This window comes from Borrelia puertoricensis, from assembly GCF_023035875.1.
Taxonomy (GTDB): Bacteria; Spirochaetota; Spirochaetia; order Borreliales; family Borreliaceae; genus Borrelia; species Borrelia puertoricensis.
The window spans coordinates 818,810-841,697 of record NZ_CP075379.1; the positions used below are offsets into that span (position 1 = coordinate 818,810).

The following is a 22,888-nucleotide window of genomic DNA, read 5'->3' on the forward strand; positions in this document are numbered from 1 at the left end:
GAGAGAATCTTATATTTAAATAGGTTAGAAAATATTTTTTAAGAATTGCTCAATTTGAATACCTTTATTTTTAAGAGTATTATTTTCAATAGAATATTTGATTATTGAATGAATTACTTTAGTTGCTTTTTCTAAAGCATATTCTATCTCCAATTTTTCCAGATATCCTATTAGTAGACTTGCAAATAAATCTCCTGTTCCACCGAAGTTTTGTTCTAATTTTTCTAGAAAGATTTCTGAATATTCTTTTGTTTTTGTATTATAAACAACATTTCCTATAAGATTTTCCTTTTCTACACTTGTAACTACGATTATTCCATTTATTTCAAGATTTAATATTGCTTTTATTATTTCATCTTTATTGTTTATCTTTTCAGTTTTAGCTAACATTTTCAATTCTGTGATATTAGGTGTTATGATGTTTGCATGTTTTATTAGGCTTCTAAATCCATTCACTATTTTTTCATCAAAAATAGGGTAGAGTACGCCATTGTCTGCAAATACAGGATCAATTATTATTTTTTCAAAATTGAATAGTTTGAACATATTTTCTATTATTTTTTGCTGGGTGTTGCTTCCAAGAAATCCACTATAGAATATATCAAAGTTTTCATTTTGGTTTTTCCAAGATAAAATAAACTTTTTTAATTTATTTGTTAAATCTATTATTTCAAATTCTTTGTAATCTGTTGTTGCTGAGAGAACTGCAGTTACAAATGGACAAACTTGCATATTAAATGATGATATGACTGGTATGCATATTGTAAGAGATGCTCTACCTATAGTCGAAATGTCATGCATGGCTAGTACTCGTTTCACACTGTCTTTCCTTTTGTATGTTTATAGTTTTCTATTCTTGAATTTGCATCAATTTCAATTGGACTTGCCCCGTATTTTAAATACATAAGGTGACCAATTCCTGCAATCATTGCTCCGTTATCTGTGCAAAGGTCGATTGGGGGATAGTATGTTTTTATTTCAAGTTTTTTGATCTTTTCTCTTAAATAAAGATTGCTTGCAACTCCTCCAGATATTATTAATTTTTTTATATTGGTATCCTTTATTGCTCTTTTAATTGGAATAATTAAATTTTCAAAAGCTACTCTTTGGAAGCTTGCAGCAATATTATTTTTTGTTATGTTTTCATTTTTGTCTTTAAACTTTTCAAGTTGATGTATACATGCTGTTTTGAGGCCTGAATATGAAAAATCATACCTATTTTCTTTTTTGTCAAAAATTGTAATTGGAAAATTAAATGCATATTGGTTACCGCTTTTGGCTAATTTTTCTATGTTTGGGCCACCTGGGAATCCCATTTTATAGTATTTTGCTACCTTGTCAAATGCTTCTCCACAAGCATCGTCAAGCGTTCGTCCAAGTATTTCAATGTCATCGAAGTTATTTTGTTTTGCAAGTATTGTATGTCCTCCACTTAATATTAGAGATAGAAATGGATATTCTATCTTTTTAATCATTAAAGGAGCATAAAGATGACCTAAAATGTGGTCAATGCAAATTAGAGGCTTTTTAAGGGCAATTGATAAACCTTTAGCAAAATTTACCCCAACAATTAAGGAGCCAATAAGACCAGGTTTAGATGTGACTGCTATTAAATCAATTTCTGATGCATGTATTTGAGCATTTGTTATTGCCTGTTGACAAACAGACATTATAAATTCCGTGTGTAGCCTTGAAGCAATCTCTGGCACTACACCGTAATATTTTTTGTGTTCTTTTTGACTAAGCTTTATATTACTTAAAATCTTAACACCATCTTCTACTACAGCTGCACAGCAATCATCGCATGAAGTCTCTATTCCAAGCACTCTCATTTTTTTCCTCTTTTTGATAAAGATTGATTAAATTTTTAAATTCAAATTCTTTATTTAAGTTTTCCGCTTCTTGTTTGAGTATTTTAAGAGTATTTTTTGACCAAATGTGTCCTATTACTTTAACAATTCCTTTTTTTCTAGCTATTTGTTTTGCTCTCTCAAGTGCTTTAATTATGGCTTGTTCATTATCTTTGTTATCAAGAAATATGTCTCTTTGTTCTACTATAATCCCAATTTTTTTACCAATTTTTGCGGATATGCTTTTTTGGGTAGTTAGGCTATCGAAAAAGTATCTATTTTCTTCTTTAAGTTTAATTAGAATAATTTGCATTATATTCTCATTTGCAGTAATAAGACTCCCCATATGATTATTCATGATCTTTGCATTGGAGTATGTTTTAAATGTTTTTTCGATTTTTGTTCGTATTGCGAATTCATTATCGTTGATGTTTATGTGAAATTTTTCTATTGAATTTTTATATTTTGATTGCATTGGCAAATGAATCATTATAATTTTATTTTTACTTGCTAGTTTGTTATAAAAATTCATTGATTTTGGTAAAAAGGGAATAATTGAAAAATTGATGTTTAAGTCAATTTTTATAAATTCGTCTAACATAAATTCGTCATAGCCAACATCATCAATTATTAGATAAAATGCAGGTTTTAAATTTTTTTGTACTTTTATTAAATTTTCTTTTTTAATTTTTGCTAATTTGTTCTTAAAATTTAGATTGAGTTTTTTTGCATTTGATCTTATATACATAAGACTAGAAAATAGCATAATTATTGAGACAAAAGATGTAATAATAACAAATGATATTGTGATTTTTAATTTATGTTTCTTTAGAAAAATAGAAACATTGTAAATACTCATGTCCAGTAGCTTCTCATTATATCAAAATCTGGTATTAAGTCAATTTTTATTGATAAAGTTCTTCTTTGAGTTTTTTAAGTACCCTTTTTTCAATTTGTCTAACGGTTTCTGAAGAGATTCCAAGTTCACTGGAAATGTCTTTTAAAGTGCTTTTCTTATCACTGTTGTCTAAGTTATATCTTTTTATTATGATATATCTTTCCTTTTCATTTAGTTTGGTCTTTAGTATGTGATTGAGATGTTTTAATGTTGAATTTTGCTCAAGAGTATTTTCAGGATTAAAAGAATTGTCTTCATAGAGGTTTAGTAGTGTGGAATTTTCTGAACCCTCGATCTTTTTATCAAGGGAGTATTCTTTTTCAAGATAGGGAATGATTTTTATATATTGAGCAGTTGTTAAGTTAAATCTTTCCATTATGTCTTCTTTTTTTGGTGATTTTTCTTCTTCCATTAGATATTTATTTATTTGGAGTATTAAATTTTCTTTTCTGTATGGCACCTTTACAAGTCTTGTTTTGGTATTTAATGCTCTTTGAAGCGATTGTTTAATCCAAAATGATGCGTAAGTTGAGAATTTGGTGTTTTTACTTGGATCATATTTTTCAGCTGCTCTAATTAAACCTAGATTTCCTTCTTGTATTAAGTCTTCAACTTTTAATCCTTTGCCAGCATATCTTTTAATTATTTTTAAGACAAGACGTAAATTGGCATTTATCATTTTGTTTTTGGCTTTTAGGTCTCCTAGTTTAATTTGTTTTGCAAGTTCAATTTCTTCTTCGTGAGTTATCAGTCTGTGTTCTCTTACGGATTTTAAGTATATGTTTAAATCTTCATTGCTAAATATATTCACAATACTTCTCCCATTTTTGAAATTTGCATATCAACATCCCTCTCTCTGTTTTTGATGTGGTGCAAAAATCATGCCAACTTAGAAAATAATTAATATTTTTTATTAAATATGAACTATTTCCTAAAGTTATTTACTTCTGCTATTTGGTTATAAATTAAATCAGCAAGTCTAAAACTTTTAGATTTGGCTATTTGTTTTGCTCTTTCTAAATAGAGCATATCTGCAAAAATTTCTTCTGTTTGACCCCCATTAATTAGATTATTTTCTTTTTTTAAAGAATTTTTCATGCTCTTAAGCATTTGATTTATAAAGATTGACTCAAATTCTAATGCGGCTTCATAGAGTTTATTATCATTTTTGTGTTGATTTGTTTTTTCTATTTTGTCTTTTAGGATTTTTACCTGTTTTGTTTGATTTTTTGTTTCTAAGTATTGTAAATTAATTTTACTTGTCATAATCTATTCCCCCAGAATTAATTCTCCATGTAATTTATTAATTTTTTTAGCTGCTTTAATTACTTTTATTAATTCTTCATTGCTAAGCGTATTTGAATTTTTTGATATAAATTCATTTAATTTCATCTTTTGTATTTCTATTTTTATTTTTTCATTGCTTCTGTTGCTAAATAAATTTTCCCCATTTCTTTCAATTGAAAATATAAGGGGCCCTATTTCTGCATTTGTACTTGCTATAATGATTTTGTTTTGTTCACTTATTAGAACTTTAGGCATAGTTTTTATTTCTATTTCTTCAATTTCGCCTAGCAATCCAATTTCGTTGATCTCAATTTCTATGATATTTCCTGATTTTATATTATTTTTTATGTTTTTACTTGTTAGTTTTTTACTTATTGAATCTGCTAAGACATAATCCTCTTTTTTAAGAATTATATTGTAATTTGTATAATTTTTATCTTCATGTATTGTTGCTCCGTTTAGTATATATCCTGTACCTTTTGATTTTGCGTTAGTTATTATTGGACCTGAGGCTGTTGCTAGTACTTTTCCTTCTTTATCTTTTAGTTCTGTTCTTAAAAGTATACCATTTGTTAAGTCTTTTGAATCTAGCATTGATGCTATGTAAACATTGTGATTTGTACCTTTAACCATGTTTCCATTTATTTTAACCGTTGTGCTTACTAATGCGATGTTTTTGCTTCCTATGTTTGTTAGATCTATTTCGTTTATGCCAATTTTATTTAAAGCTTTATTTAAAATTTCTTTTCCCTTTAGAGAATCTCCTTTATCAGCAAGACCTGCTACTATTCCAATTCCTGTTAAGGTATATGAACCTGTAGATTTCATTTCAGCAATATTTTTTAATTTTGTTTGTTCACTTATTTGATTTATATTGTTATTTTCATTAACAAGATTTTTTAAAGGTTGATTTTCTTGTGCGAATGAGCTTAGGACTATCTTTAAGTTTAAGATGGTTAGCATTGTCAATAGTTTCATGATTTTGTTCCTTTTGTATGGCAATATAGTTTACCTTTATTTTAATATTATTGCAATTGCTTTTAGTTTATTCATTTTTTCTTTGGGTTTATTATAGTGATAAAAAAATTATAGGAAATTTTCCCTTTCATTCATAATTAAGCTTTAAATTGTCAAGTAAATTAGTAAGGCCAATAACAAAATTGGGAATTTATATGTTTGAATATGGTATTATTGTTGTTTTTGTATTTTATTTAGTTTAAGCTCTTCATTTTTTATTATATCTTGTAATACTATGTAGTTACTTTGGTTTAATTCGTTTAAGTTTAGCGTTTCTTTGTTTTTAGTTGTGTTTATTTGATATTTAAAATAAACATTATATTCATTTAAGCTTTGTCCTGCCTTTAAATCTATTTTTGCAAGTACAATTGGTTCTATTATGTCAATATACATATTTACTTTATTATGTTTTTTGTAGTCTTCAAATTTTTTTGCATAATAAACCAAAGTTTTTTGTATGGGTATATTTTTATATGATATGCTTTTTATTGCTTTAAATTTTATATCGGTGAAAAATTTATCTTCTATATTAATCTCTGATTCATCAAAACTGAATTGTAATATGTAAATATTTTTGCTTGCTAGATTTTTTGTAATATGGCTAATCATTTCAAATATTATTTGCTTTTGCTTAAGATGTGGGCTTATGTAAATCTGTGATAAGTTATTATCATTGCACATTTTTGAGTATTCTTTTGAGAAAAAATATGTTTTACTAGGAGATATTGTAAAACAGGTATCATAAGGCATTATTTGTGATAAATTTATTGTAAATAGATAGAATATAAATTTATTTGTGAGTTTTTTCACTACCTTTTTAAGTTATTGGCAATTCCTAGCATATTATCTGAGGTTTGAATTGCTTTTGAGTTTATCTCATAAGCTCTTTGAGCAACAATCATTGTTACCATTTCTTCTGCAATTGATACGTTTGACATTTCAAGTATGCCTTGCCTTAATCTACCCATTCCATTACTTCCTGGTATTCCTGATATTTCTTCTCCAGAACCAGTGGTTTCTTTAAATATGTTGTTTCCAATTGCATTGAGACCTGCTGGATTTACAAATCTTGAAATTTCCATTTGACCAAGTTCAATTGGATCAGAGCTTCCATCAACTTTGACAGATATTATTCCTTCTTGAGATATTGTAATAGAATCTTTTATATATTCTTCAGGAAAGGATATTTCAGGCAATAATTTGTATCCTTGACTTGTTACAAGATCTCCATTTGCGTCGATTTTGAATGAACCATCTCTGGTGTATCCGTAAGTGCCGTCTGGTAAGAGAATCTTGTAAAATCCATCACCTTCAATTGCAATATCAGTTTTTAAATTGGTGGCTTGCAGATTGCCTTGTTCAAAGATTCTGTGTGTTGCTGATACTTTTGTTCCGTGTCCAACTTGATTGCCAAGAGGACTTACTGTGTCCTCAGTTGCAGGAGTTCCTGCTCTTTTTTGTGTTTGATATATTAGATCTTCAAATTCGGCTCTTATTTTTTTAAATCCCGTAGTGTTTACATTTGAGAGATTATTGGCAATTGTATCCACGTTATATTGTTGTGCTTTCATTCCGCTGGCTGCTGTCCAGAGTGATCTCATCATAAACTAATCTCCTTAAAATTTTCCAATTTCGTTAATTAATTTACCAAGAAGTGAGTCCTCGGTTTGTATTGTTTTTTGATTTGCTTCATAGGCCCTATTAACTGTAATCATTGATACCATTTCATTAATGGCGTTTACATTTGAGCCTTCTAAAGTACCAGTTTCAATTTTGGGTCTTGAATTTATTTCGATATTTCTAGCTTGTCCAGATATTTCTGTACTATTCCAGAGTGAACTGCCTTGTTTTTGTAGAAATCTTGTTTTTTCAAAATTTACAATCTTTAAGTTGTCAAGGAGTTCATAGTTTTCCCATGAATTTTCATATTCACTTACAAGATTTTTGGGATTTTTTTCAAATGTTGAATTATGAAATATTTGTCCTTGAGCTGTTATTTTAAAGTTATTATCTTTTAAGTATATGTATCCCTTCTCTCCAATTACAGGATATCCATCTTTTGTAACAAGTATGCCTTCTGGTCCGAGTATGAAAGAACCGTTCCTTGTATATCTCTCTCCTTCTGGTGTTTGAACAACAAAAAAGCCTTCATCAGTTAATGCTAAGTCAAGAGGATTTCCAGTGATTTTTAGTGGTCCTTGTTCAAAAGAAGTGTAGATTTCATTTTCTTCAACTCCTGTACCAAGCTTGCCAATAACAGGTGCTGTCTCCAAGTATCCTTTGGGAAATTTGTAAAGACCGTCATCATTGATTCTCCTAATTAACATTTCGGGGAATGCTTTTTGGACAGATAAATCTTTTTTGTATCCCGTAAGGTCAATATTTGCTAAATTATTCGCAATAACATCTAACCTGTGTCTTTGTGCCATCATTCCGCTGGCAGCAGTATAAATACCTCTTACCACATTAAACCCTCATTATTTATCATTGATATTGTTATTAATTTTATCACTAAAATTAGTATATATCAATTTTGATTTCTTTATTGTTTTATGTATCTTGATTTTCTAAGATTGAACTATCAATTTGTATTTAGTAATTTAAATTAATGTAAGTAAATTATTCTTTTTGCAAAAAGTATGAAATAAATGTATAATCTTTCTTTGTCATGACATATTTAAATTGTTGGCTCAGATATTAATTTTAGGAGTTTATATGGATAAGAATGTATTGAGAATTATTCTTTTATTTTATTTTTCGTTTTTTGCATTTGCAGAGTCTGAGAAAACAGACAATAAAAAAGACGGTAGTGAGGTTTTAGGATATTGGGTTGGATATGATAGTACTACGAATGTTAAAAATTCTGTAATTTATGTTTATAAATATAATGATAAAGTCTATGGTAGAATTTTAAATGTAATAAAGGATGGGAAGGTGCATGATATTAATGATCCTTCTGGTTATAGGGTTATAGGTTTTGAGCATTTAATTACTGAAGGTCTTGATTTTATGTGGGGGCTTAAATATATTGAGTCTTCTGACAAGTGGGATAAGGGTAAGATTATTGATCCTAAGAATGGTAAAATTTATAGTTCTGAAATGAGGGTAGATCCAAAAACGGGTAATCTTATTACCAAGGGTAAGGTATGGATTTTTGGTAGAAGTAAGGTTTGGACAAGAGCTAATGAAGATGAGATTCCAAAATTAGATGTAGAAGGTATAGTTCCAAATCCCCCTGTAGCGGAAGAATAAAAAAAATAAGTATTTAATTTTTTGTGGGAATCTTAATGAAAGATAGAACGGAATATTATGATAAATTTATTATGAAAGTACCTAACTTTCCAAAGGAAGGTATACTTTTTTATGATATTACTAATGTTTTACTCAAAGCAGAAGCATATAAATCTTTAATTGAAGATGCGTATGCTTTTTATTTATCAAGAAACATCGATTACATTGCTGCTATTGAATCAAGAGGTTATCTTATTGGTGCGCCTTTGGCTTTAAAAATGGGCTTGCCTCTTTTGTTGATTCGAAAAGAAGGTAAACTTCCAAGGCAAGTCTTAAGAGAGAGATATGAACTTGAGTATGGATTTAGCAGTATTGAAATACATAAAGATGATGTTAAACAACATTCAAATATTTTGTTAGTTGATGATGTTTTAGCTACCGGAGGCACTTTGAGAGCAGCCGACATGTTGCTTAAAAAGGCGGGTGGAGTGGTATCTGATATCTTTTGCTTTATTGAACTTGTAAGTATGAATGGTAGAGATGCTTTACGGGAATATAGTTTAAATTCTCTTGTTAGATATTTTTGATAGTTATTTAATAAATAATTTGTATTATTAATTTAGTGAGATTAAATAAGTTAATTGAGCTTAAATAATTGACTTTAAATTTCATTAAATTTATAATACTTAGCTGAGCATTGAGAGGTGATTGTGATGTATGCGTTGTTGGAAATAAAGGGTAAACAGTACAAGGCTGTTATGGGAGAGATGTTAAAGATAGATAAAATTGGAGCTAGTGAAGGTGATAAAATAGAATTTAGCAGTGTAATGCTTGTAAACAAGAATGGAGATGTGAAGATAGGCAAACCTTATGTTTTAGGTTCTTGTGTAAAATGTACTTATATAGAAGATAAAAAAGATAAAAAAGTTATCTCTTACAGATATATAAGAAGAAAGTCAAGTGAGCGAAAGGTCGGCCATCGTCAATCCTATTCTTATGTTTTGGTTGATGATATAGTTGTTAGTTAGTGATTAATGTTTTAATAAAGACTCGTAATGATATAATTATTTATATTTTAGCTAATGGGCATGCTAGAGGAAATGATTATGTTAATATAGTTTGTTCTTCCTTTTCTTTTATTTTAAGGACTTTTTTAAGTGTTCTTAATTGTGAAAAAGAAGATTTTACTGTGGACAATTCTTTAAGAGGATATTTAAAATTTGAGGCTTCTTTTGAAGATTTGGATAGGCAGAATCTTTTTTATTATAGTAAATTTTTAATACAAGGTGTAAAGGATTTATGCTTTGAGTATCCTTGTGATATTAAATTGATTTTGGAGGAAAGTAGTGGCAACAAGTAAAAGTGGTGGTAGTTCTAAGAATGGAAGAGATTCTATATCTAAGAGGCTTGGTGTTAAGAGAAGTGGTGGGCAATTTGTGAGATCTGGAGAAATAATTGTACGTCAAAGAGGTACAAAATTTCATAAAGGCAAAAATTCTGGACTTGGCAGAGATCATACGATATTTGCATTAAAGGATGGTATAGTAGAGTTTAAAACTTTTAAGGGCCGAAAATATATAAATATTATTTAATATTGTTATAGTTGAGGTTGATTTGCATACGTTTAAGGATTCTTTAAACATAACTGTGTCTTCAGGTAATGGGGGTGCAGGATGTGTTTCTTTTTTGCGTGAAAGGTTTAAATCCAAAGGAGGTCCTGATGGTGGTGATGGAGGTCGGGGTGGAAATGTAGTCTTTAAGGTTAAGGTAGATCTTAAAACCCTATCTCTTTATAAAAATGGTCAAAAATTTGCTGCTAATAATGGCAAGCCTGGGATGGGTTCTAGGAAGAATGGGGCTTCTGGAGAAGATTTAGTTATTTTTATTCCTCCTAATACCCGTGTTTATGATGCTTTTACTGATTCTATGTTGTTTGAACTTCAGAACTTTGGTGATGAAGTTATTGCTTTAAAGGGTGGAAGAGGTGGCCTTGGAAATGTAAATTTTAAAAGTTCTACAAAACGGACACCAAGATTTGCTCAACCCGGAGAATCTGGTATTACTTTGGATTTACGTCTTGAATTAGGATTGATAGCTGATATTGGACTTGTTGGGCTTCCTAATTCAGGTAAGTCTTCTCTTATTTCTACAATAACTGCTTCAAGGTCAAAGGTTGGAGATTATCCTTTTACTACTAAAGTTCCGCATCTTGGCGTTTTGAAGTCTTATTATGATGATTTGGTAATTGCTGATGTGCCTGGGATAATTGAGGGTGCAAGTCGAGGGATGGGGCTTGGTTTTGAATTTTTGAGGCATATTTCAAAGACTAAAGTTTTGGTCTTTTTGATTGATGTTGCTAGTAATGACTTTATGAGTACTTATAATATTCTTGTTAATGAGCTTAGTGTGTATGATGTTGGCCTTTCAAGTAAGAAGCGACTAATTGTTGCTAATAAACTTGATTTAGAAGGTGCTATTGAAAATTTTAATCAGTTAAAAAGAGCTTTGGATGGCGAAAAAGTTTTAGGAATTTCTATTTATGATAATATGGGAATAGATGACCTTGTTAGTGAACTTTTTGCTTTATCGAGGATTTAAAGTCATTGTTTTTTAGAAGTTCAAAATTAATATTGTTCAGACATTAATTAATGTAGTAAATTAAATGTATAACATGGGAGATTTATGCGAATAGCAATATTGGGTGGTACTTATAATCCTGTTCATGTTGGGCATATGTTTTTAGCAAAGGAGATAGAGCATTTTTTAAATGTTGATAAAATACTATTCATTCCTACTCATAAACCTGTTCATAAGCGTGTTGAAAATATTAGTATTAAAGATAGAATTGCGATGCTTAAGTTGGCCATACAACATGAAAATAATATGTTTATCGATGAATGCGATATTATAAATGGCGGAATAACTTATACTGTTGATACTATTGCTTGTATTAGGAATAAATATGTTCATGATGATATTTATTTGGTAATTGGAGATGATCTTTTTGAGAGTTTTGATTCATGGAAAAATCCAGAAAAAATAATCGAATCTGTTAATCTTGTGGTGGTTCACAGGATTTACAGTGAAAGATTAGTTAGTCGGTTTGAACATATTTATGTTGATAATAGAATATTTTCTATTTCTTCTTCAGAGATTAGAAGTAGAATTGAGCAAGGATTACCCGTTGATTATTTGCTTCCCTTTGATGTTTTGCGATATATTAAGAGTAATAATTTATATGTTAAAGGTCAATAATTGAGAAAAGAATTATTTTTTTTAGTTTTAATTATTTTAATAGTTCTTGGTATTGTGATTTTTTTTGTTGATAGTTCTAAGAGAGAACAAATATATTTTGAATTGAATACTAAGAGTAATATTAGTTTTTTATTTCTTATAGAAGATGATAATGACAATCTTTTAAGTATGCAAGAGATTTTCATTAATATAAAAACAGGAAATGTTGGATTTTTAGATATTCCTGTTTATACAGGTTATGAGGATTTAAAGGGAAATGTGTCTTGGTTTGAAGATTTATATAAAAAGGATAGCTTTAATGAATTTTTGTCTAAAGTATCTAGACAGTTGAATCATGAACCTGATTATTATATTTGTTTTAAAAAGAGTAGTTTTGTTAAATTTGTTGACTATATTGGTGGAGTTCGTCTTCTTGTTAAAAATCCTGTTAAAATATATAATTTAGTACGTCCTATCTTAATACCCTCTGGTAATTCTGTTTTTGATGGAGATAAGTCTTATGATTATTTAAGTTATTTCAGAGATATTGCTTCTTACGATGAAAGATTTGAGTTTTTTAAGGAATTTTTCAAGAAAATCTTGACACAATTTTCTGATTTTAAAGAAGAGTATGATTATTTTTCCAAAATGTATTTCATGTTAGATACGGATCTTTCTGAAACTGTATTTAAATATATTCTTGCTAATTATAAAATAAATAATGAAAAATTTATTTTTGTCAATATTAAAGGGCAAGAGGAAACATTTAAGGATAATAATGATAATTTAATAAAAGTTGTTTTTCCTTATTATGGTGGAGCGGTTCTTAAGGAATCGATAGAAAATTTAAATAGAGATTTAATGGGTGAAGCTAGAAGTGAAGAGGTAATTAAAGTTATTGTTTTAAATGGCACTAAGACTGCTGGACTTGCAAGGAATGCGGCAGATATTTTTAAATCTTTAAAATTTAAGGTTGTAAGGGTTGGTAATGCAGATAGGCATAATTATTCTCATACTTTAATAATAAATAATTCAGATAATTTAGAGATCGCCATTAAGGTTGGGGATGTAATTGGAGCAAGGAACATTAAACCAATTTCTGAGTTTCGTGTAGATATTTTAGGACTTGATGTGCCTGATATGAGTCCTGATGTAATAATCATTTTGGGAGATGATTTTGATGGAAGATATGTTAAAAATATATGATGTTAAGAAATTATGTAAGATTATATCTGATTTTGGCGGGATTGATGTTTTAGGTATTAATGTTAGTTCTGTTTGTAATTGGGCTGATTTTTTTGTTATTGTTTCATGTTTATCATTTAAGCAAATGGAAGCTTTGTATACCGAAAGATTAATAACGTTTTTTAAGGAAAAGAATTTTAATTATTGTATTGATGGTAAAGGTTTTGTTCATGATTGGACAATTATTTCATGTGAAGGTTTAGTTGTACATTTAATGAGTGAAAAGGCCAGAGAATATTATGAACTTGAAAAGATATGGGATCAGGGAAAAATTATTTATCCTTGAGAGTTATTTAATTAAAAAAAATAAAAATATCGCAAGAATTATTTACAAAAAATTAAAAATATTCTAGATTTAAAACATGTATTTTAGGGAGGCCTAGGAGTGAATATTACAGATGTAAGAATTAGGAGAGTTGATAATAAAAATCCCGGTTCGAAGCTATTGGCATATGTGACAGTTATTTTTGATGATTGTTTGGTTTTGCATAATATCAGGGTTATTAGGGGGCAAAAAGGTGTTTTTATTGTTATGCCTAATAGAAGAACTAAGGTCGGAGAGTATAAAGACATTGTACATCCTATTAATCAAAATTTTAGAGAGATTTTGCAGAGTGCTATTTTTAAAGAATATGTGAAGGAAAATCCTTCAAGTCTTGAATTTGGATTAGGCTAATAAATATTATTGACAAAGTGTATTGTATTTTGTATCCTTTTGACTTATGGATAATTAAGTATTTGGGACGTGGACAAGTGGTAAGTCACCTGGTTTTGGTCCAGGCATTCGAGGGTTCGAATCCTTCCGTCCCAGTATTTGATATTAGGTTAGGAGTTTCATTGTGGATAGTAGTAGGATTTTAAAATATGAAAGTCGATTAAATTTTGGTTCTTTGTGTGCTCGTAGAATACGAGCAAAATCTGAGGTACCAGCTGTTGTGTATGGGAAAGAAAGTGATGTCCTGCATATCAAAATTGCAAGTAATGAATTTAATAAGAAATTTGCAAAATTTACAGGTAATACTGTTTTAATTTTAAGTGACGGAAAAGTCGAGAAATGTGTTTTTATTAAAGATGTGAGCGAAAATATTATTAAGGGACTTATTTATCATGTTGATTTTTATGAGGTTGATAGGGATAGAGATATTGAAAGAGATATTGCAATTAAATTTGTAGGGGCTTCTATTGGTGTTAAGGAAGGTGGTACTTTAAGTGTTCTTCGGACTAAAATCAAAGTTAAGGCTTTGCCTTTAGATTTGCCAGAATTTGTTGAAGTAGATTTGACCCCTGTTAAGAAGGGATATCAGATAACTTTTAAGGATATTGTACTTCCTGAGAATGTGAGACTTGCTGAAGATGATGAAAATTTGTCTATTTTGTTTGTAAAATAAAAAAATATGGATTTGTTAATAGTTGGCCTGGGTAATCCCGGGTCTAATTTTTTTCATACTAGACATAATGTTGGTTTTGGGCTTATAGATAAATTGGTTGTAAAGCATGATCTCTCTTTGAAAAAGGTAAAAAATTATGAATACTCTGATTTTAATTTTGAGAATAAACGAATAGTTTTAATTAAACCTTTAACTTATATGAATTTGAGTGGTAATATTTTTCCTTTTGTTTTTGCTAGATTTTATATGAAAATAACTAATCTGTTGATTATAGTTGATAATGTTGATTTACCTTTGGGAAAATGTAAACTTAGAAAGATAGGAGGTACTTCTACGCATAATGGACTTCGTTCTATTTCTGAGAGCCTTGGAAGTACTAAATATAGTAGACTTTATATTGGAGTTGGAAAGAATAATGAATCTAGTCTTAGAGATTTTGTTCTTGCAAAATTTAGCGATGGTGAGCTTAAGCGTATTAGAAATGTATTTAATTTTTTAAGTGAAGAGATATTAAGTATTGATGAATGTAATTTTGAGAGTAAAATTGCGACTATTAATTCTAGTAGTTTTTGATGTTTTGGAATAATATTTTAACAAAGATAGAAAGTTTTTACTTTAAAAATTCTTTAACCAAAGAAAAAGTAATAGTTGCTTTTTCTGGGGGAGCAGATTCTACTACCTTGTTATTGAGTTTAAAGGAGTATTTAAATAATAATATTGTTGCACTTTATTTTGCGCATTATATAAGATCAGATTTCGAGCAAAATCTGGAAATAGAACATATAAAAAAGTTTTGTAATTTTCATAGCATTACTTTTCAAATAAAGAGGTGTAGTGTTGATATAAAGAGAAAGTCTAGGCAACTTGGTATGTCAGTTGAGGAGTTGGCTAGAAAATATCGCTATGATGCTTTGTTAGAATCTTTTAGAGAAAATGGGGCAAGTTATATTGCTCTTGCTCATAATCAAAATGATCAATTTGAAACTTTGGTGATGAGATTTTTTCAAGGTTCATTTTTGGATGGATTGTCTGGTATTCCAGTTATCAATGGAAATATTATTAGACCTTTAATTGATGTATCAAGAGAGGATATTGAAAAATTTCTTTCTTTGAATAGTATTGTTTATTCTGTTGATAGTACTAACCATGAAGATTTATATTTAAGAAATAAAATTAGAAATAATCTTATGCCAGTTATTAGGAAAATTTTTAAGGGATATGAAAGAGGTTTGAAAAGGATATCTGATTTTTCAAGTGAGCTTGCAGGTTATTTTGATAAAGAAGATTATCTTTCCCCGAGTAAGGGTAATTATTATTATTTTTTTGATGCTATGACTTTTTTCAGGCTACCAAAGTATTTGGTTTTTAGGAGTATTTTTAAGATTTTAAATTCAGAAGGAATTGTGTCAAATTTGTCATATGGCACTTTAGGTGAGATTTTTAGGGTGAATCTTGCTAATAAAAAAAGTAAAATATTACTTAAAACCAATGATTTTTTTTTGGAAAAACGTAAAGATAAGATTAACCTTATCTTTAGAGAAGCTGAAGAGATGCATGAGCCTTTTGATTTTTTCTTAAGACTTAATGAATGTCATAGTTTATCTTTAGGTAAGATTTTGTTAGAATATTTGGAGTGTGAAGATAATTCTATACTAACATTGAGATGTTGTTCTTATGAGTTTAGGCATAGATTTTTTAGAAGTAAGTTACAATCAAAGAAGTTCTTTTCTAAGTTTGTAAGATATAATCCACTTTATTTAATGTTGTTAGTGTTAGATGATAAGGTAATTGGCATTATTGATTTAAATACTTTAAACTTAATTTGGAGTGATAAGAGTATTCTTAAAAAAATTAATATATCTTTGTTCGGAGGATTTTTAAAGGAATGAATATTAACAATAATAATTTGAATAATAATGGTAAATCTAATAATAAAAAGAAAAATAAGAATTGGATTTTGGTTCTTGTTATAGTCTTTTTAGTTTTAGCAATATTCATGTCTTATTTTATGCGTGGCGGAGAAAATTATAAGAACGTGCCTTATAGTACATTTCAAACTTATTTAGATAGTGGTTTAGTTGAATCAGCAATAATAATTGATAAGAGTCAAATTCAATTTATTGTCAAAAATTCGAATTTAGGAAAATCTTATTTCTCTACTAGTATTCCTTATTTTGATATCAATCTGCTTTCTGAGCTTAAAGCAAAGAGAGTTGAGGTAAGTTCTGGAAAAAGTCAGTCATCTTTAATTGGTGTTATTCTTCAAACTTTGCCATGGATATTATTTTTTATTTTCTTTTTCTTTATATTTCGTCAAACTCAGGGTGGTGGAGGCAAGGTTTTTTCATTTGGAAAAAGCAATGCTCAAAAGTATGAGGCAGGAAAGAATAAAGTTACTTTTAAAGATGTTGCTGGTCAAGAAGAAGCTAAGCAGGAACTTAGGGAAGTAGTTGAATTTCTTAAAAACCCTAAAAAATTTGAAAAGATAGGTGCAAGGATTCCAAAAGGTGTTCTTTTAGTAGGATCTCCTGGAACAGGAAAGACCTTGCTTGCCAAAGCAGTTGCAGGTGAGGCAGGTGTAAATTTTTTTCATATGTCAGGTTCTGATTTTGTTGAGATGTTTGTAGGGGTTGGAGCAAGTCGTGTTAGGGATTTGTTTGACAATGCAAGAAAAAATGCTCCTTGCATAATTTTTATTGATGAACTTGATGCTGTTGGAAGAAGTCGTGGCGCTGGCCTTGGTGGTGGTCATGATGAGAGAGAGCAAACTCTTAATCAGTTATTAGTCGAGATGGATGGTTTTGGGACATATACTAATGTAATTGTGATGGCAGCAACAAATAGGCCTGATGTTCTTGATTCTGCTTTGCTTAGACCTGGAAGGTTTGACAGGCAAGTAACAGTGACGCTTCCTGATATTAAGGAGAGAGAAGCAATACTGAATATACATGCTCAAAAGACTAAACTTTCAAAAGAAATTGACTTACATGTAATAGCAAGAGCTACTCCTGGTGTTAGTGGTGCTGATCTTGCAAATTTGATTAATGAGGGTGCTTTAATTGCTGCAAGGAATGATCAATCTGAGATTCTTATGCATGATTTAGAAGAAGCTAGAGATAAAATATTAATGGGCGTTGCTAAAAAGTCTATGACTATTACTGATAGACAGAAACTTGAAACAGCTTATCATGAAGCAGGACATGCATTGCTTCATTATTATCTTGAATATTCTGATCCTTTACATAAGGTTACTATTATTCCTAGAGGTAGAGCTCTTGGGGTTGCTTTTTCTCTTCCTAGGGAGGATAGGCTTTCAATAAATAAAAATCAGATTCTTGATAAGATTAAGATATGTTATGGTGGTTATGCTAGTGAGCAGATTAATTTGGGTTTTACTACAGCTGGTGTGCAAAATGATTTGATGCAAGCTACTAATTTGGCAAAAAAAATGGTTACAGAATGGGGTATGGGGGAAGATGTAGGCCCAATATTTTTAGTGGATGATGAAGCTCCAATTTTTCTTCCAAAAGAATTTTCTAAGTCAAGAGCATATTCTGAGCATACTGCTGATAGAGTAGACAGGGAAGTTAAGAGAATTCTTGAAGGATGTTTAAAAGAAGCTTCAGATATTTTGATGAACCATAAAGATCAGTTAGTGAAACTTGCAGAAGCTTTAGTTGCAAGAGAAACTTTGACAGATAATGAAGTAAGAGAGCTTTTAGGATTTGAAATTGTTGAGAGTGAGCATGAAAAAAGTTTAAGAGAGTCTAAATTGGAGACAGTCAATGGGTAAATAAAATTTTGAAGGGGTCTTATGGTTATCTTGAAAATTATATTTATGTTTTTCTTTTTAGTAAGCTTGAATGATTTAAATGCTAGTTTAAATCATAGAGACAAAGATATATCAGAGATTCTTTTTATTGAGGCTAAAGATTTTGATGGTACTCAAAGGGGACTTGATATGCTTTATGGTTCTCTTGAATTTAATTTAAGAAACTCAGATTCTCTTTATGAACTTTCATTGAGAAATGATATTTCTCTGCTGGATAAAATTTATTTGTTGGATTCGGCAATAAATATTAATAATTTTACGTTTGTAGAGCCTAGGGATTTGTATTATCAATATTTTTCATTGATTCTAAGTCAAAGTGAGGATATTGGTAAAAACAGGGAAATTATTACTATTTATGATAAATTGTATGGAGATCTGCAAAGTGATAAAGATTTGATTTACATGAGGCTTGAAGCTTCCAGTAAACTTGGGGATTTTAAGGGAAGTTTTAATAAAGTGTTAGCCGACTCTTTTGCTATGTATAGTGATGATTTGAGGTTTTTTAAATGGTTTTTAAAAGAAGATAAATTTTTTCCAAGTCTTTTTGGTAAACTTAAATTAAAAGAAGATTCTTTTTTTAGTAGTGATAATATTGATTTTATTTTTAAAAATACATCATTAAATGAGGCTAATTCTGTTGCTTTATTTACTTTTTTAAAAAATAAGAGCGAAAATTTAAACGGTCTTCAGAGTACGTATTTGCTTAAATATAGACTTTTGACACCTGATGAAGCTTATATGTTTTTTAAAAAAGCACCTCCAAAAATAATAGGTGAATATAAAATGTTTTATGATCTCTTAAGAGATCCTAGTATACGAGATGAGTTTTTAAGTCATTATAAGCATTTGACCGGTATGTATTTTGTGGATGATAAGAATAATGCCGCAGTATTTGAAAATGGAGTTTTGGTAAGTTTTTTTTCAAAAATAATGGACTATCCTATGGATTTAAACTTAGATGAAAATTATTTTAATAAAGTTTATTTCAAAGATAAGGTCCCTGTTCGTTATGAAAATACTTTGCTTGGTTATAAAGTTAATTATTCTGTTTATCCTTATGTCAATATGATTGAGGTTGATTATTCAGATAAGAAGCATGTATATACTTTTGCTTTAGATTCTTTTCGGTATGAAGTTTTTGATAATTATTTTAATTACAACTTTGATTATGTAGGTATTAATGAATTTTTAATAGCTAATGTTCCAGAAATTTTTCTTCCCAGTATGTTAAGTTTGAATCCAAAACGAGTTTCTGTTTTAGATATTCAAAAAAATTTAATAGAGAAAAAAATTTTTAATAATTCTGATATTATTGAAGTGAAAAATTACTCTTCTGGTAATTTGGTTTCAGTTTATAGAAAAATTAATGGGTCTGAAAAATTTAATTATATTGAAATTTATGATAAAGGAGTTTTGAAAGTTAAGAAAGTTATTTTAGATGATAGTTTTGATGTCTATCATAACATTAATTAACTTTTGAGAGTTATTGATGCATAGAAAAATTTTTATTATTTTTATGTTATTTTTTTCATGCAGCACAATAAAAGACATAGATGACAAACAAATTTATTATATACCATCTAAAAGCATAAATAAACATATTGAAGATAATAATTTTGAGATTGCTCTTTCAAGTTATTATAATCTAAGAAATAATGGTTTTGAAATGGATCAAGTTATTCTAGGCTTAAGAGATAAAGCTTTAACCGGAATTCAAAATGAATATCTTAAATTTTGTAAGGAAGGGAATTATGAAAAAGCACTCTTTAAGCTTGAAACTTTAAATTTGTTTGGTATGATGCTTGCAGAGAGTAGAGAGCAATTAATTTTGAAGCATCTTGAGAGTGTGAAACACAGGGATCCAATGCTTGCGAGTTTATTTGCAAAATATTATTCATTGTATAATACTTTTGATTCTTTGCAAAATTTTGTTATTAATGAAAAAACTCCTCTGAGAAATGTTTTGCTTAATACGGCTGTTTTAACAGTTTGGGTAGATATGGGTACTAAAATTTTAAACGGTCATAGGCGTCCAAATATTGCCTTAGGCTCTGCTTTTGTTGTTGATAGTCTTAAAGGGTATGCTTTGACCAATTATCATGTGATTAGTTCTCAAGTTGATAATAATTATAATGGGATTTCCAATCTTTATGTAAGACTTCCAAGAGGTAAGGGTGAAAAACTTCCCGCAACGGTCATTTCTTATTCAAAGGAAATGGATCTTGCTTTAATTAAGGTATCTTTTAAATTAGATCATCAGTTTAATTTGAATTATTCTTCGAATATTAATATTGGAGATAGAATTTATGCCATGGGTTCTCCTATGGGATTTGAAAAAACTATTACATCAGGAATAATTTCTGGACAGAATAGAAATTTATTATCTGTTGGTGATTCTTATCAAATTGATGCTGCCATTAATCAGGGAAATTCTGGTGGACCTGTGGTAAATGAAAGTGGCGAGTTAGTTGGACTTACATTTGCTGGAATTTTATATTCACAAGGTCTTAATTTTGTTATACCTTCAAAATGGGTTTTAAAGGTTTTGCCATTTATGTATGAAGGTGGAATTTTAAGAAATAAGTGGTTGGGATTTACTTTTTCTGAAAGTTTGAAAGATTTAGAGATATCATATGTAGCTCCTAATTCTCCTGCAGATATTGGTGGGTTAAGGAGTGGGGATGCTATTCTTAGTGTTAATTCTTTGAAATTTGATAGTTTAAGAGATCTTCAGTACTATATTTTGCAAAAAAAATCTATGGTTAAAATTAAATATAGAAGAGATAATAAAGAGTATGAGAGTTATTTGTATCCACAAGACCGGCCAGACGATATTATTGAGAGTATTATAGAGAGTGATTCTTTTAAGAATTTGATGGGAGCTTTTTTGGGTTTAAATTTGAGTTTGGTTTCTGGAAGGGAGTATAGAGTTGCTAAGGTTTTTTCAAATGGTCTTGGTGATGAACTTAATTTTAGGGATAATGATGAAATTTTTGTTTATGCTTCTAATTATCTTAAGGATAAGAGAGTGTTTGTTTTATTGCTTTATGTTAAAAGACTGTTTTCAGGATATTTAGGAGCTCCTTTGCAACTTATTATTCCTTTTGATTCACTTGTATTTGTATAAAAGAGCTTTTAACGTGTTTGGAGTTGATTTTTATGAGCTTTTATTTGAATTTAGTTAGTGGAGATACTAAATCCAAACTTGATGATATTGTATCTATTAGTCATTTTGATTTTAAAGATAATTTAAATTTGATGCTTATAATTGGTCCTATGGGTAGTGGTAAAACAGAATATGCTGCTAAAATTTATAAGGATTCTCTTATTATCAAGAATAAATCTTCTAAAGTGTTAGATTCCATTACCAAGGGACGTAGAAACAGAGCCAATATATTTTTTATTAGAAATATTCTTGATAAGAAAAGGTTTAAAGGTTATCCTAAAAACGTTATTCCTTATAGAGGAGGTGGAAGTGATAGGATTGATGGAGTTGATTTTGCAGGTAATTCTTTTGATGTAGGTCAATTAATAGACGATAATCCTGAATATGGAACCTTTATTATTGATGAAACTTGTTTTTACGATGAACGTTTGGTTTTTATTTTAAATAAAATCGCATTAGATTCAAATGTATTATTTATACTTCCTACTTTACTTTATAATTTTAGGAAAGAGATATTTAATAATACTGCTAAACTTTTAATAGAATATTCAGATAAGATTTGTCGTCTTGGTGCTTATTGTGAGCATGTTAATTGTATGGATGAATCTTTTTTGACATACAGATATTATTTTTACAAAGGAGAGGAAATAGCTGCACCTTATTTTGATCCTTTGTTAATTGTTGGTGGTGATGAGATTATTGAGTCTGCTATTTATCCAAATTATGCTACAAGATGTTCTAGTCATCATTATCTTGTTGGTAGGGAGTATTTTTTTACCATTCTTAAACCTTTTGCATTGTTGTATACGCAAGGTGATAAAAAATTGCTTGAGAGAGAAATAATGGATTTGAGCAGTAATGTGAAGAATTCAAATTTTGAAAATTCTCTTTTGATTGAATCTAGGGGAAGATGTGATATTGCAGTTTTAGAAAATTTGTTAGGATTGCCTTTTTTAGCAGAAAGAGCTTTAATTACACTGTCATTGGAATGTAATATTCTTAGTAAGGGAGATCTTAAAGAGCTTATTGATAAGTTTTCTCTTAGTAAGGATTATATTCAAAAAGTGATTGTTTCAAGAGAGTATCAATGGATTTTTTAGAGAAATATTAATAATAATTTAGTCTTTTTTGAAAGAATTTCTTTGTTTGTTCAATACGTGTTAATTCTCTTGCGATTATATCATAGTAGTTAAGTTCTTTAGTTTCAATTCTATGATATTCATCTTCCCAGTTTGTTATTCCATCGCTTTGCATTTTAGTAAATTTATATTTTTGCAATTGTTTGTGGTACTTTAAAGCTTCTGTATAGTAGTCAGTAGCTATTTTATAAAACTTTGTAGACTTATTTAAATTTGCAAGAATTCCTTTCTTTTTTGGGGTTTTATAAAAATATGTATGTTTTGTATCAAATAAATCTCCTAAATACAGATGTTGCTTAACAAGAAGTAAATTTACATGCATTTTAAAGAGAAGCTTATATTTATCCCATTCTTCTCTTGTTTCTATTTTTGATAAAGAATAGTTTGGATTTCCAAATGGATATTTTAATGCATTTTGTAAAAAAAATATATTTCTTTTATAGTTATTGGGATTTTTTTTCATTTGTTCGTTGAAAATGACATACCATTGTTCAGCATAGAAAAATTTTGATGATGCATTGATATTGGTTATGAGTAGAATTGAAAATATTATTAGACATAATATAAAAAATTTTTTATGGAACATGTTCTGTATCCTTGT

Annotated in this window: 27 protein-coding genes and 1 tRNA gene; 18 read left to right on the top strand and 10 right to left on the bottom strand. The window is 29.1% G+C overall.

Annotation, left to right across the window (positions count from 1 at the left end; genetic code table 11):
- Positions 1 to 24: 24 nt before the first annotated feature.
- The 9 genes from bpuSUM_RS03895 to flgF form a co-directional block, all read right to left on the bottom strand.
- Positions 25 to 819 carry a PfkB family carbohydrate kinase gene (locus bpuSUM_RS03895; protein WP_247066001.1) on the bottom strand — a complete coding sequence of 265 codons (795 nt, stop codon included), beginning with the start codon at positions 817 to 819 and terminating at the stop codon, positions 25 to 27.
- A complete protein-coding gene (gene tsaD / locus bpuSUM_RS03900) occupies positions 816 to 1,832 on the bottom strand; it encodes a tRNA (adenosine(37)-N6)-threonylcarbamoyltransferase complex transferase subunit TsaD (RefSeq protein ID WP_247066003.1) in 1,017 nt (338 codons plus the stop codon). The genes bpuSUM_RS03895 and tsaD overlap by 4 nt, the downstream gene beginning before the upstream one ends.
- Positions 1,798 to 2,709 carry a divergent polysaccharide deacetylase family protein gene (locus bpuSUM_RS03905; protein ID WP_247066005.1) on the bottom strand — a complete coding sequence of 304 codons (912 nt, stop codon included), beginning with the start codon at positions 2,707 to 2,709 and terminating at the stop codon, positions 1,798 to 1,800. Before bpuSUM_RS03905 ends, tsaD begins: the two co-directional genes overlap by 35 nt.
- Positions 2,710 to 2,755: 46 nt before the next feature.
- Entirely contained in the window at positions 2,756 to 3,559 is an 804-nt protein-coding gene (locus bpuSUM_RS03910) for a sigma-70 family RNA polymerase sigma factor (protein WP_247066007.1), read from the bottom strand.
- Positions 3,560 to 3,672: 113 nt separating this feature from the next.
- A complete protein-coding gene (locus tag bpuSUM_RS03915) occupies positions 3,673 to 4,014 on the bottom strand; it encodes a rod-binding protein (protein WP_247066009.1) in 342 nt (113 codons plus the stop codon).
- Positions 4,015 to 4,017: 3 nt separating this feature from the next.
- Positions 4,018 to 5,013, bottom strand: a complete 996-nt coding sequence (locus tag bpuSUM_RS03920) for a flagellar basal body P-ring protein FlgI (protein ID WP_247066030.1) — start codon at positions 5,011 to 5,013, stop codon at positions 4,018 to 4,020.
- 210 nt (positions 5,014 to 5,223) lie between these two features.
- Entirely contained in the window at positions 5,224 to 5,862 is a 639-nt protein-coding gene (locus bpuSUM_RS03925; RefSeq protein ID WP_347343292.1) for a hypothetical protein, read from the bottom strand.
- Entirely contained in the window at positions 5,862 to 6,656 is a 795-nt protein-coding gene (gene flgG / locus bpuSUM_RS03930; RefSeq protein ID WP_247066033.1) for a flagellar basal-body rod protein FlgG, read from the bottom strand. The genes bpuSUM_RS03925 and flgG overlap by 1 nt, the downstream gene beginning before the upstream one ends.
- Before the next feature lie 12 nt (positions 6,657 to 6,668).
- Positions 6,669 to 7,517 (bottom strand): flagellar basal-body rod protein FlgF, encoded by an 849-nt coding sequence (gene flgF / locus bpuSUM_RS03935; protein WP_247066035.1) that lies wholly within the window; start codon positions 7,515 to 7,517, stop codon positions 6,669 to 6,671.
- Positions 7,518 to 7,767: 250 nt separating this feature from the next.
- On the opposite strand from flgF, the gene bpuSUM_RS03940 reads away from it, so the two are divergent.
- The 18 genes from bpuSUM_RS03940 to bpuSUM_RS04025 all read left to right on the top strand — a co-directional run bounded on the left by bpuSUM_RS03940 (position 7,768) and on the right by bpuSUM_RS04025 (position 22,248).
- On the top strand, positions 7,768 to 8,304 hold the full coding sequence (locus bpuSUM_RS03940) for a DUF2147 domain-containing protein (protein ID WP_247066037.1): 537 nt from the start codon (positions 7,768 to 7,770) through the stop codon (positions 8,302 to 8,304).
- A gap of 35 nt (positions 8,305 to 8,339) precedes the next feature.
- Positions 8,340 to 8,870: an adenine phosphoribosyltransferase gene (locus bpuSUM_RS03945; RefSeq protein WP_247066039.1), complete on the top strand. Its 531-nt coding sequence runs from the start codon at positions 8,340 to 8,342 to the stop codon at positions 8,868 to 8,870.
- A gap of 126 nt (positions 8,871 to 8,996) precedes the next feature.
- Positions 8,997 to 9,311: a 50S ribosomal protein L21 gene (gene rplU / locus bpuSUM_RS03950; protein ID WP_247066041.1), complete on the top strand. Its 315-nt coding sequence runs from the start codon at positions 8,997 to 8,999 to the stop codon at positions 9,309 to 9,311.
- Positions 9,311 to 9,643, top strand: coding sequence for a ribosomal-processing cysteine protease Prp (locus bpuSUM_RS03955; protein ID WP_247066042.1), 333 nt, complete (start codon positions 9,311 to 9,313; stop codon positions 9,641 to 9,643). Before rplU ends, bpuSUM_RS03955 begins: the two co-directional genes overlap by 1 nt.
- Positions 9,630 to 9,875 carry a 50S ribosomal protein L27 gene (gene rpmA, locus bpuSUM_RS03960; RefSeq protein ID WP_247066044.1) on the top strand — a complete coding sequence of 82 codons (246 nt, stop codon included), beginning with the start codon at positions 9,630 to 9,632 and terminating at the stop codon, positions 9,873 to 9,875. The genes bpuSUM_RS03955 and rpmA overlap by 14 nt, the downstream gene beginning before the upstream one ends.
- A 22-nt stretch (positions 9,876 to 9,897) precedes the next feature.
- Positions 9,898 to 10,881 (top strand): GTPase ObgE, encoded by a 984-nt coding sequence (gene obgE / locus bpuSUM_RS03965; RefSeq protein WP_247066045.1) that lies wholly within the window; start codon positions 9,898 to 9,900, stop codon positions 10,879 to 10,881.
- 84 nt (positions 10,882 to 10,965) lie between these two features.
- Positions 10,966 to 11,538, top strand: coding sequence for a nicotinate (nicotinamide) nucleotide adenylyltransferase (gene nadD / locus bpuSUM_RS03970; protein WP_247066047.1), 573 nt, complete (start codon positions 10,966 to 10,968; stop codon positions 11,536 to 11,538).
- Positions 11,539 to 12,723, top strand: coding sequence for an LCP family protein (locus bpuSUM_RS03975; protein WP_247066049.1), 1,185 nt, complete (start codon positions 11,539 to 11,541; stop codon positions 12,721 to 12,723).
- On the top strand, positions 12,698 to 13,048 hold the full coding sequence (gene rsfS, locus bpuSUM_RS03980; RefSeq protein ID WP_247066051.1) for a ribosome silencing factor: 351 nt from the start codon (positions 12,698 to 12,700) through the stop codon (positions 13,046 to 13,048). Before bpuSUM_RS03975 ends, rsfS begins: the two co-directional genes overlap by 26 nt.
- A gap of 99 nt (positions 13,049 to 13,147) precedes the next feature.
- The gene (gene spoVG / locus bpuSUM_RS03985) at positions 13,148 to 13,438 is read left to right on the top strand and encodes a septation regulator SpoVG (RefSeq protein WP_247066052.1); all 291 of its coding nucleotides are present in this window, start codon (positions 13,148 to 13,150) and stop codon (positions 13,436 to 13,438) included.
- Between the two features lie 63 nt (positions 13,439 to 13,501).
- Positions 13,502 to 13,573 (top strand) — tRNA-Gln (locus bpuSUM_RS03990).
- 28 nt (positions 13,574 to 13,601) lie between these two features.
- Positions 13,602 to 14,150, top strand: coding sequence for a 50S ribosomal protein L25/general stress protein Ctc (locus tag bpuSUM_RS03995; protein ID WP_247066055.1), 549 nt, complete (start codon positions 13,602 to 13,604; stop codon positions 14,148 to 14,150).
- 6 nt (positions 14,151 to 14,156) lie between these two features.
- Complete coding sequence (gene pth / locus bpuSUM_RS04000) at positions 14,157 to 14,723, top strand: aminoacyl-tRNA hydrolase (RefSeq protein ID WP_247066057.1); 567 nt, start codon at positions 14,157 to 14,159, stop codon at positions 14,721 to 14,723.
- Positions 14,723 to 16,039, top strand: coding sequence for a tRNA lysidine(34) synthetase TilS (gene tilS / locus bpuSUM_RS04005; RefSeq protein ID WP_247066059.1), 1,317 nt, complete (start codon positions 14,723 to 14,725; stop codon positions 16,037 to 16,039). The genes pth and tilS overlap by 1 nt, the downstream gene beginning before the upstream one ends.
- A complete protein-coding gene (ftsH, locus tag bpuSUM_RS04010; RefSeq protein WP_247066061.1) occupies positions 16,036 to 17,943 on the top strand; it encodes an ATP-dependent zinc metalloprotease FtsH in 1,908 nt (635 codons plus the stop codon). Before tilS ends, ftsH begins: the two co-directional genes overlap by 4 nt.
- Before the next feature lie 21 nt (positions 17,944 to 17,964).
- On the top strand, positions 17,965 to 19,455 hold the full coding sequence (locus tag bpuSUM_RS04015; protein WP_247066062.1) for a hypothetical protein: 1,491 nt from the start codon (positions 17,965 to 17,967) through the stop codon (positions 19,453 to 19,455).
- A gap of 16 nt (positions 19,456 to 19,471) precedes the next feature.
- Positions 19,472 to 21,109, top strand: coding sequence for a S1C family serine protease (locus bpuSUM_RS04020; protein ID WP_247066064.1), 1,638 nt, complete (start codon positions 19,472 to 19,474; stop codon positions 21,107 to 21,109).
- Between the two features lie 32 nt (positions 21,110 to 21,141).
- Positions 21,142 to 22,248 carry a thymidine kinase gene (locus tag bpuSUM_RS04025; RefSeq protein ID WP_247066067.1) on the top strand — a complete coding sequence of 369 codons (1,107 nt, stop codon included), beginning with the start codon at positions 21,142 to 21,144 and terminating at the stop codon, positions 22,246 to 22,248.
- A gap of 7 nt (positions 22,249 to 22,255) precedes the next feature.
- Here bpuSUM_RS04025 and bpuSUM_RS04030 read toward each other — a convergent pair whose 3' ends face one another.
- A complete protein-coding gene (locus bpuSUM_RS04030) occupies positions 22,256 to 22,873 on the bottom strand; it encodes a hypothetical protein (protein ID WP_247066068.1) in 618 nt (205 codons plus the stop codon).
- Between the last annotated feature and the right edge of the window lie 15 nt (positions 22,874 to 22,888).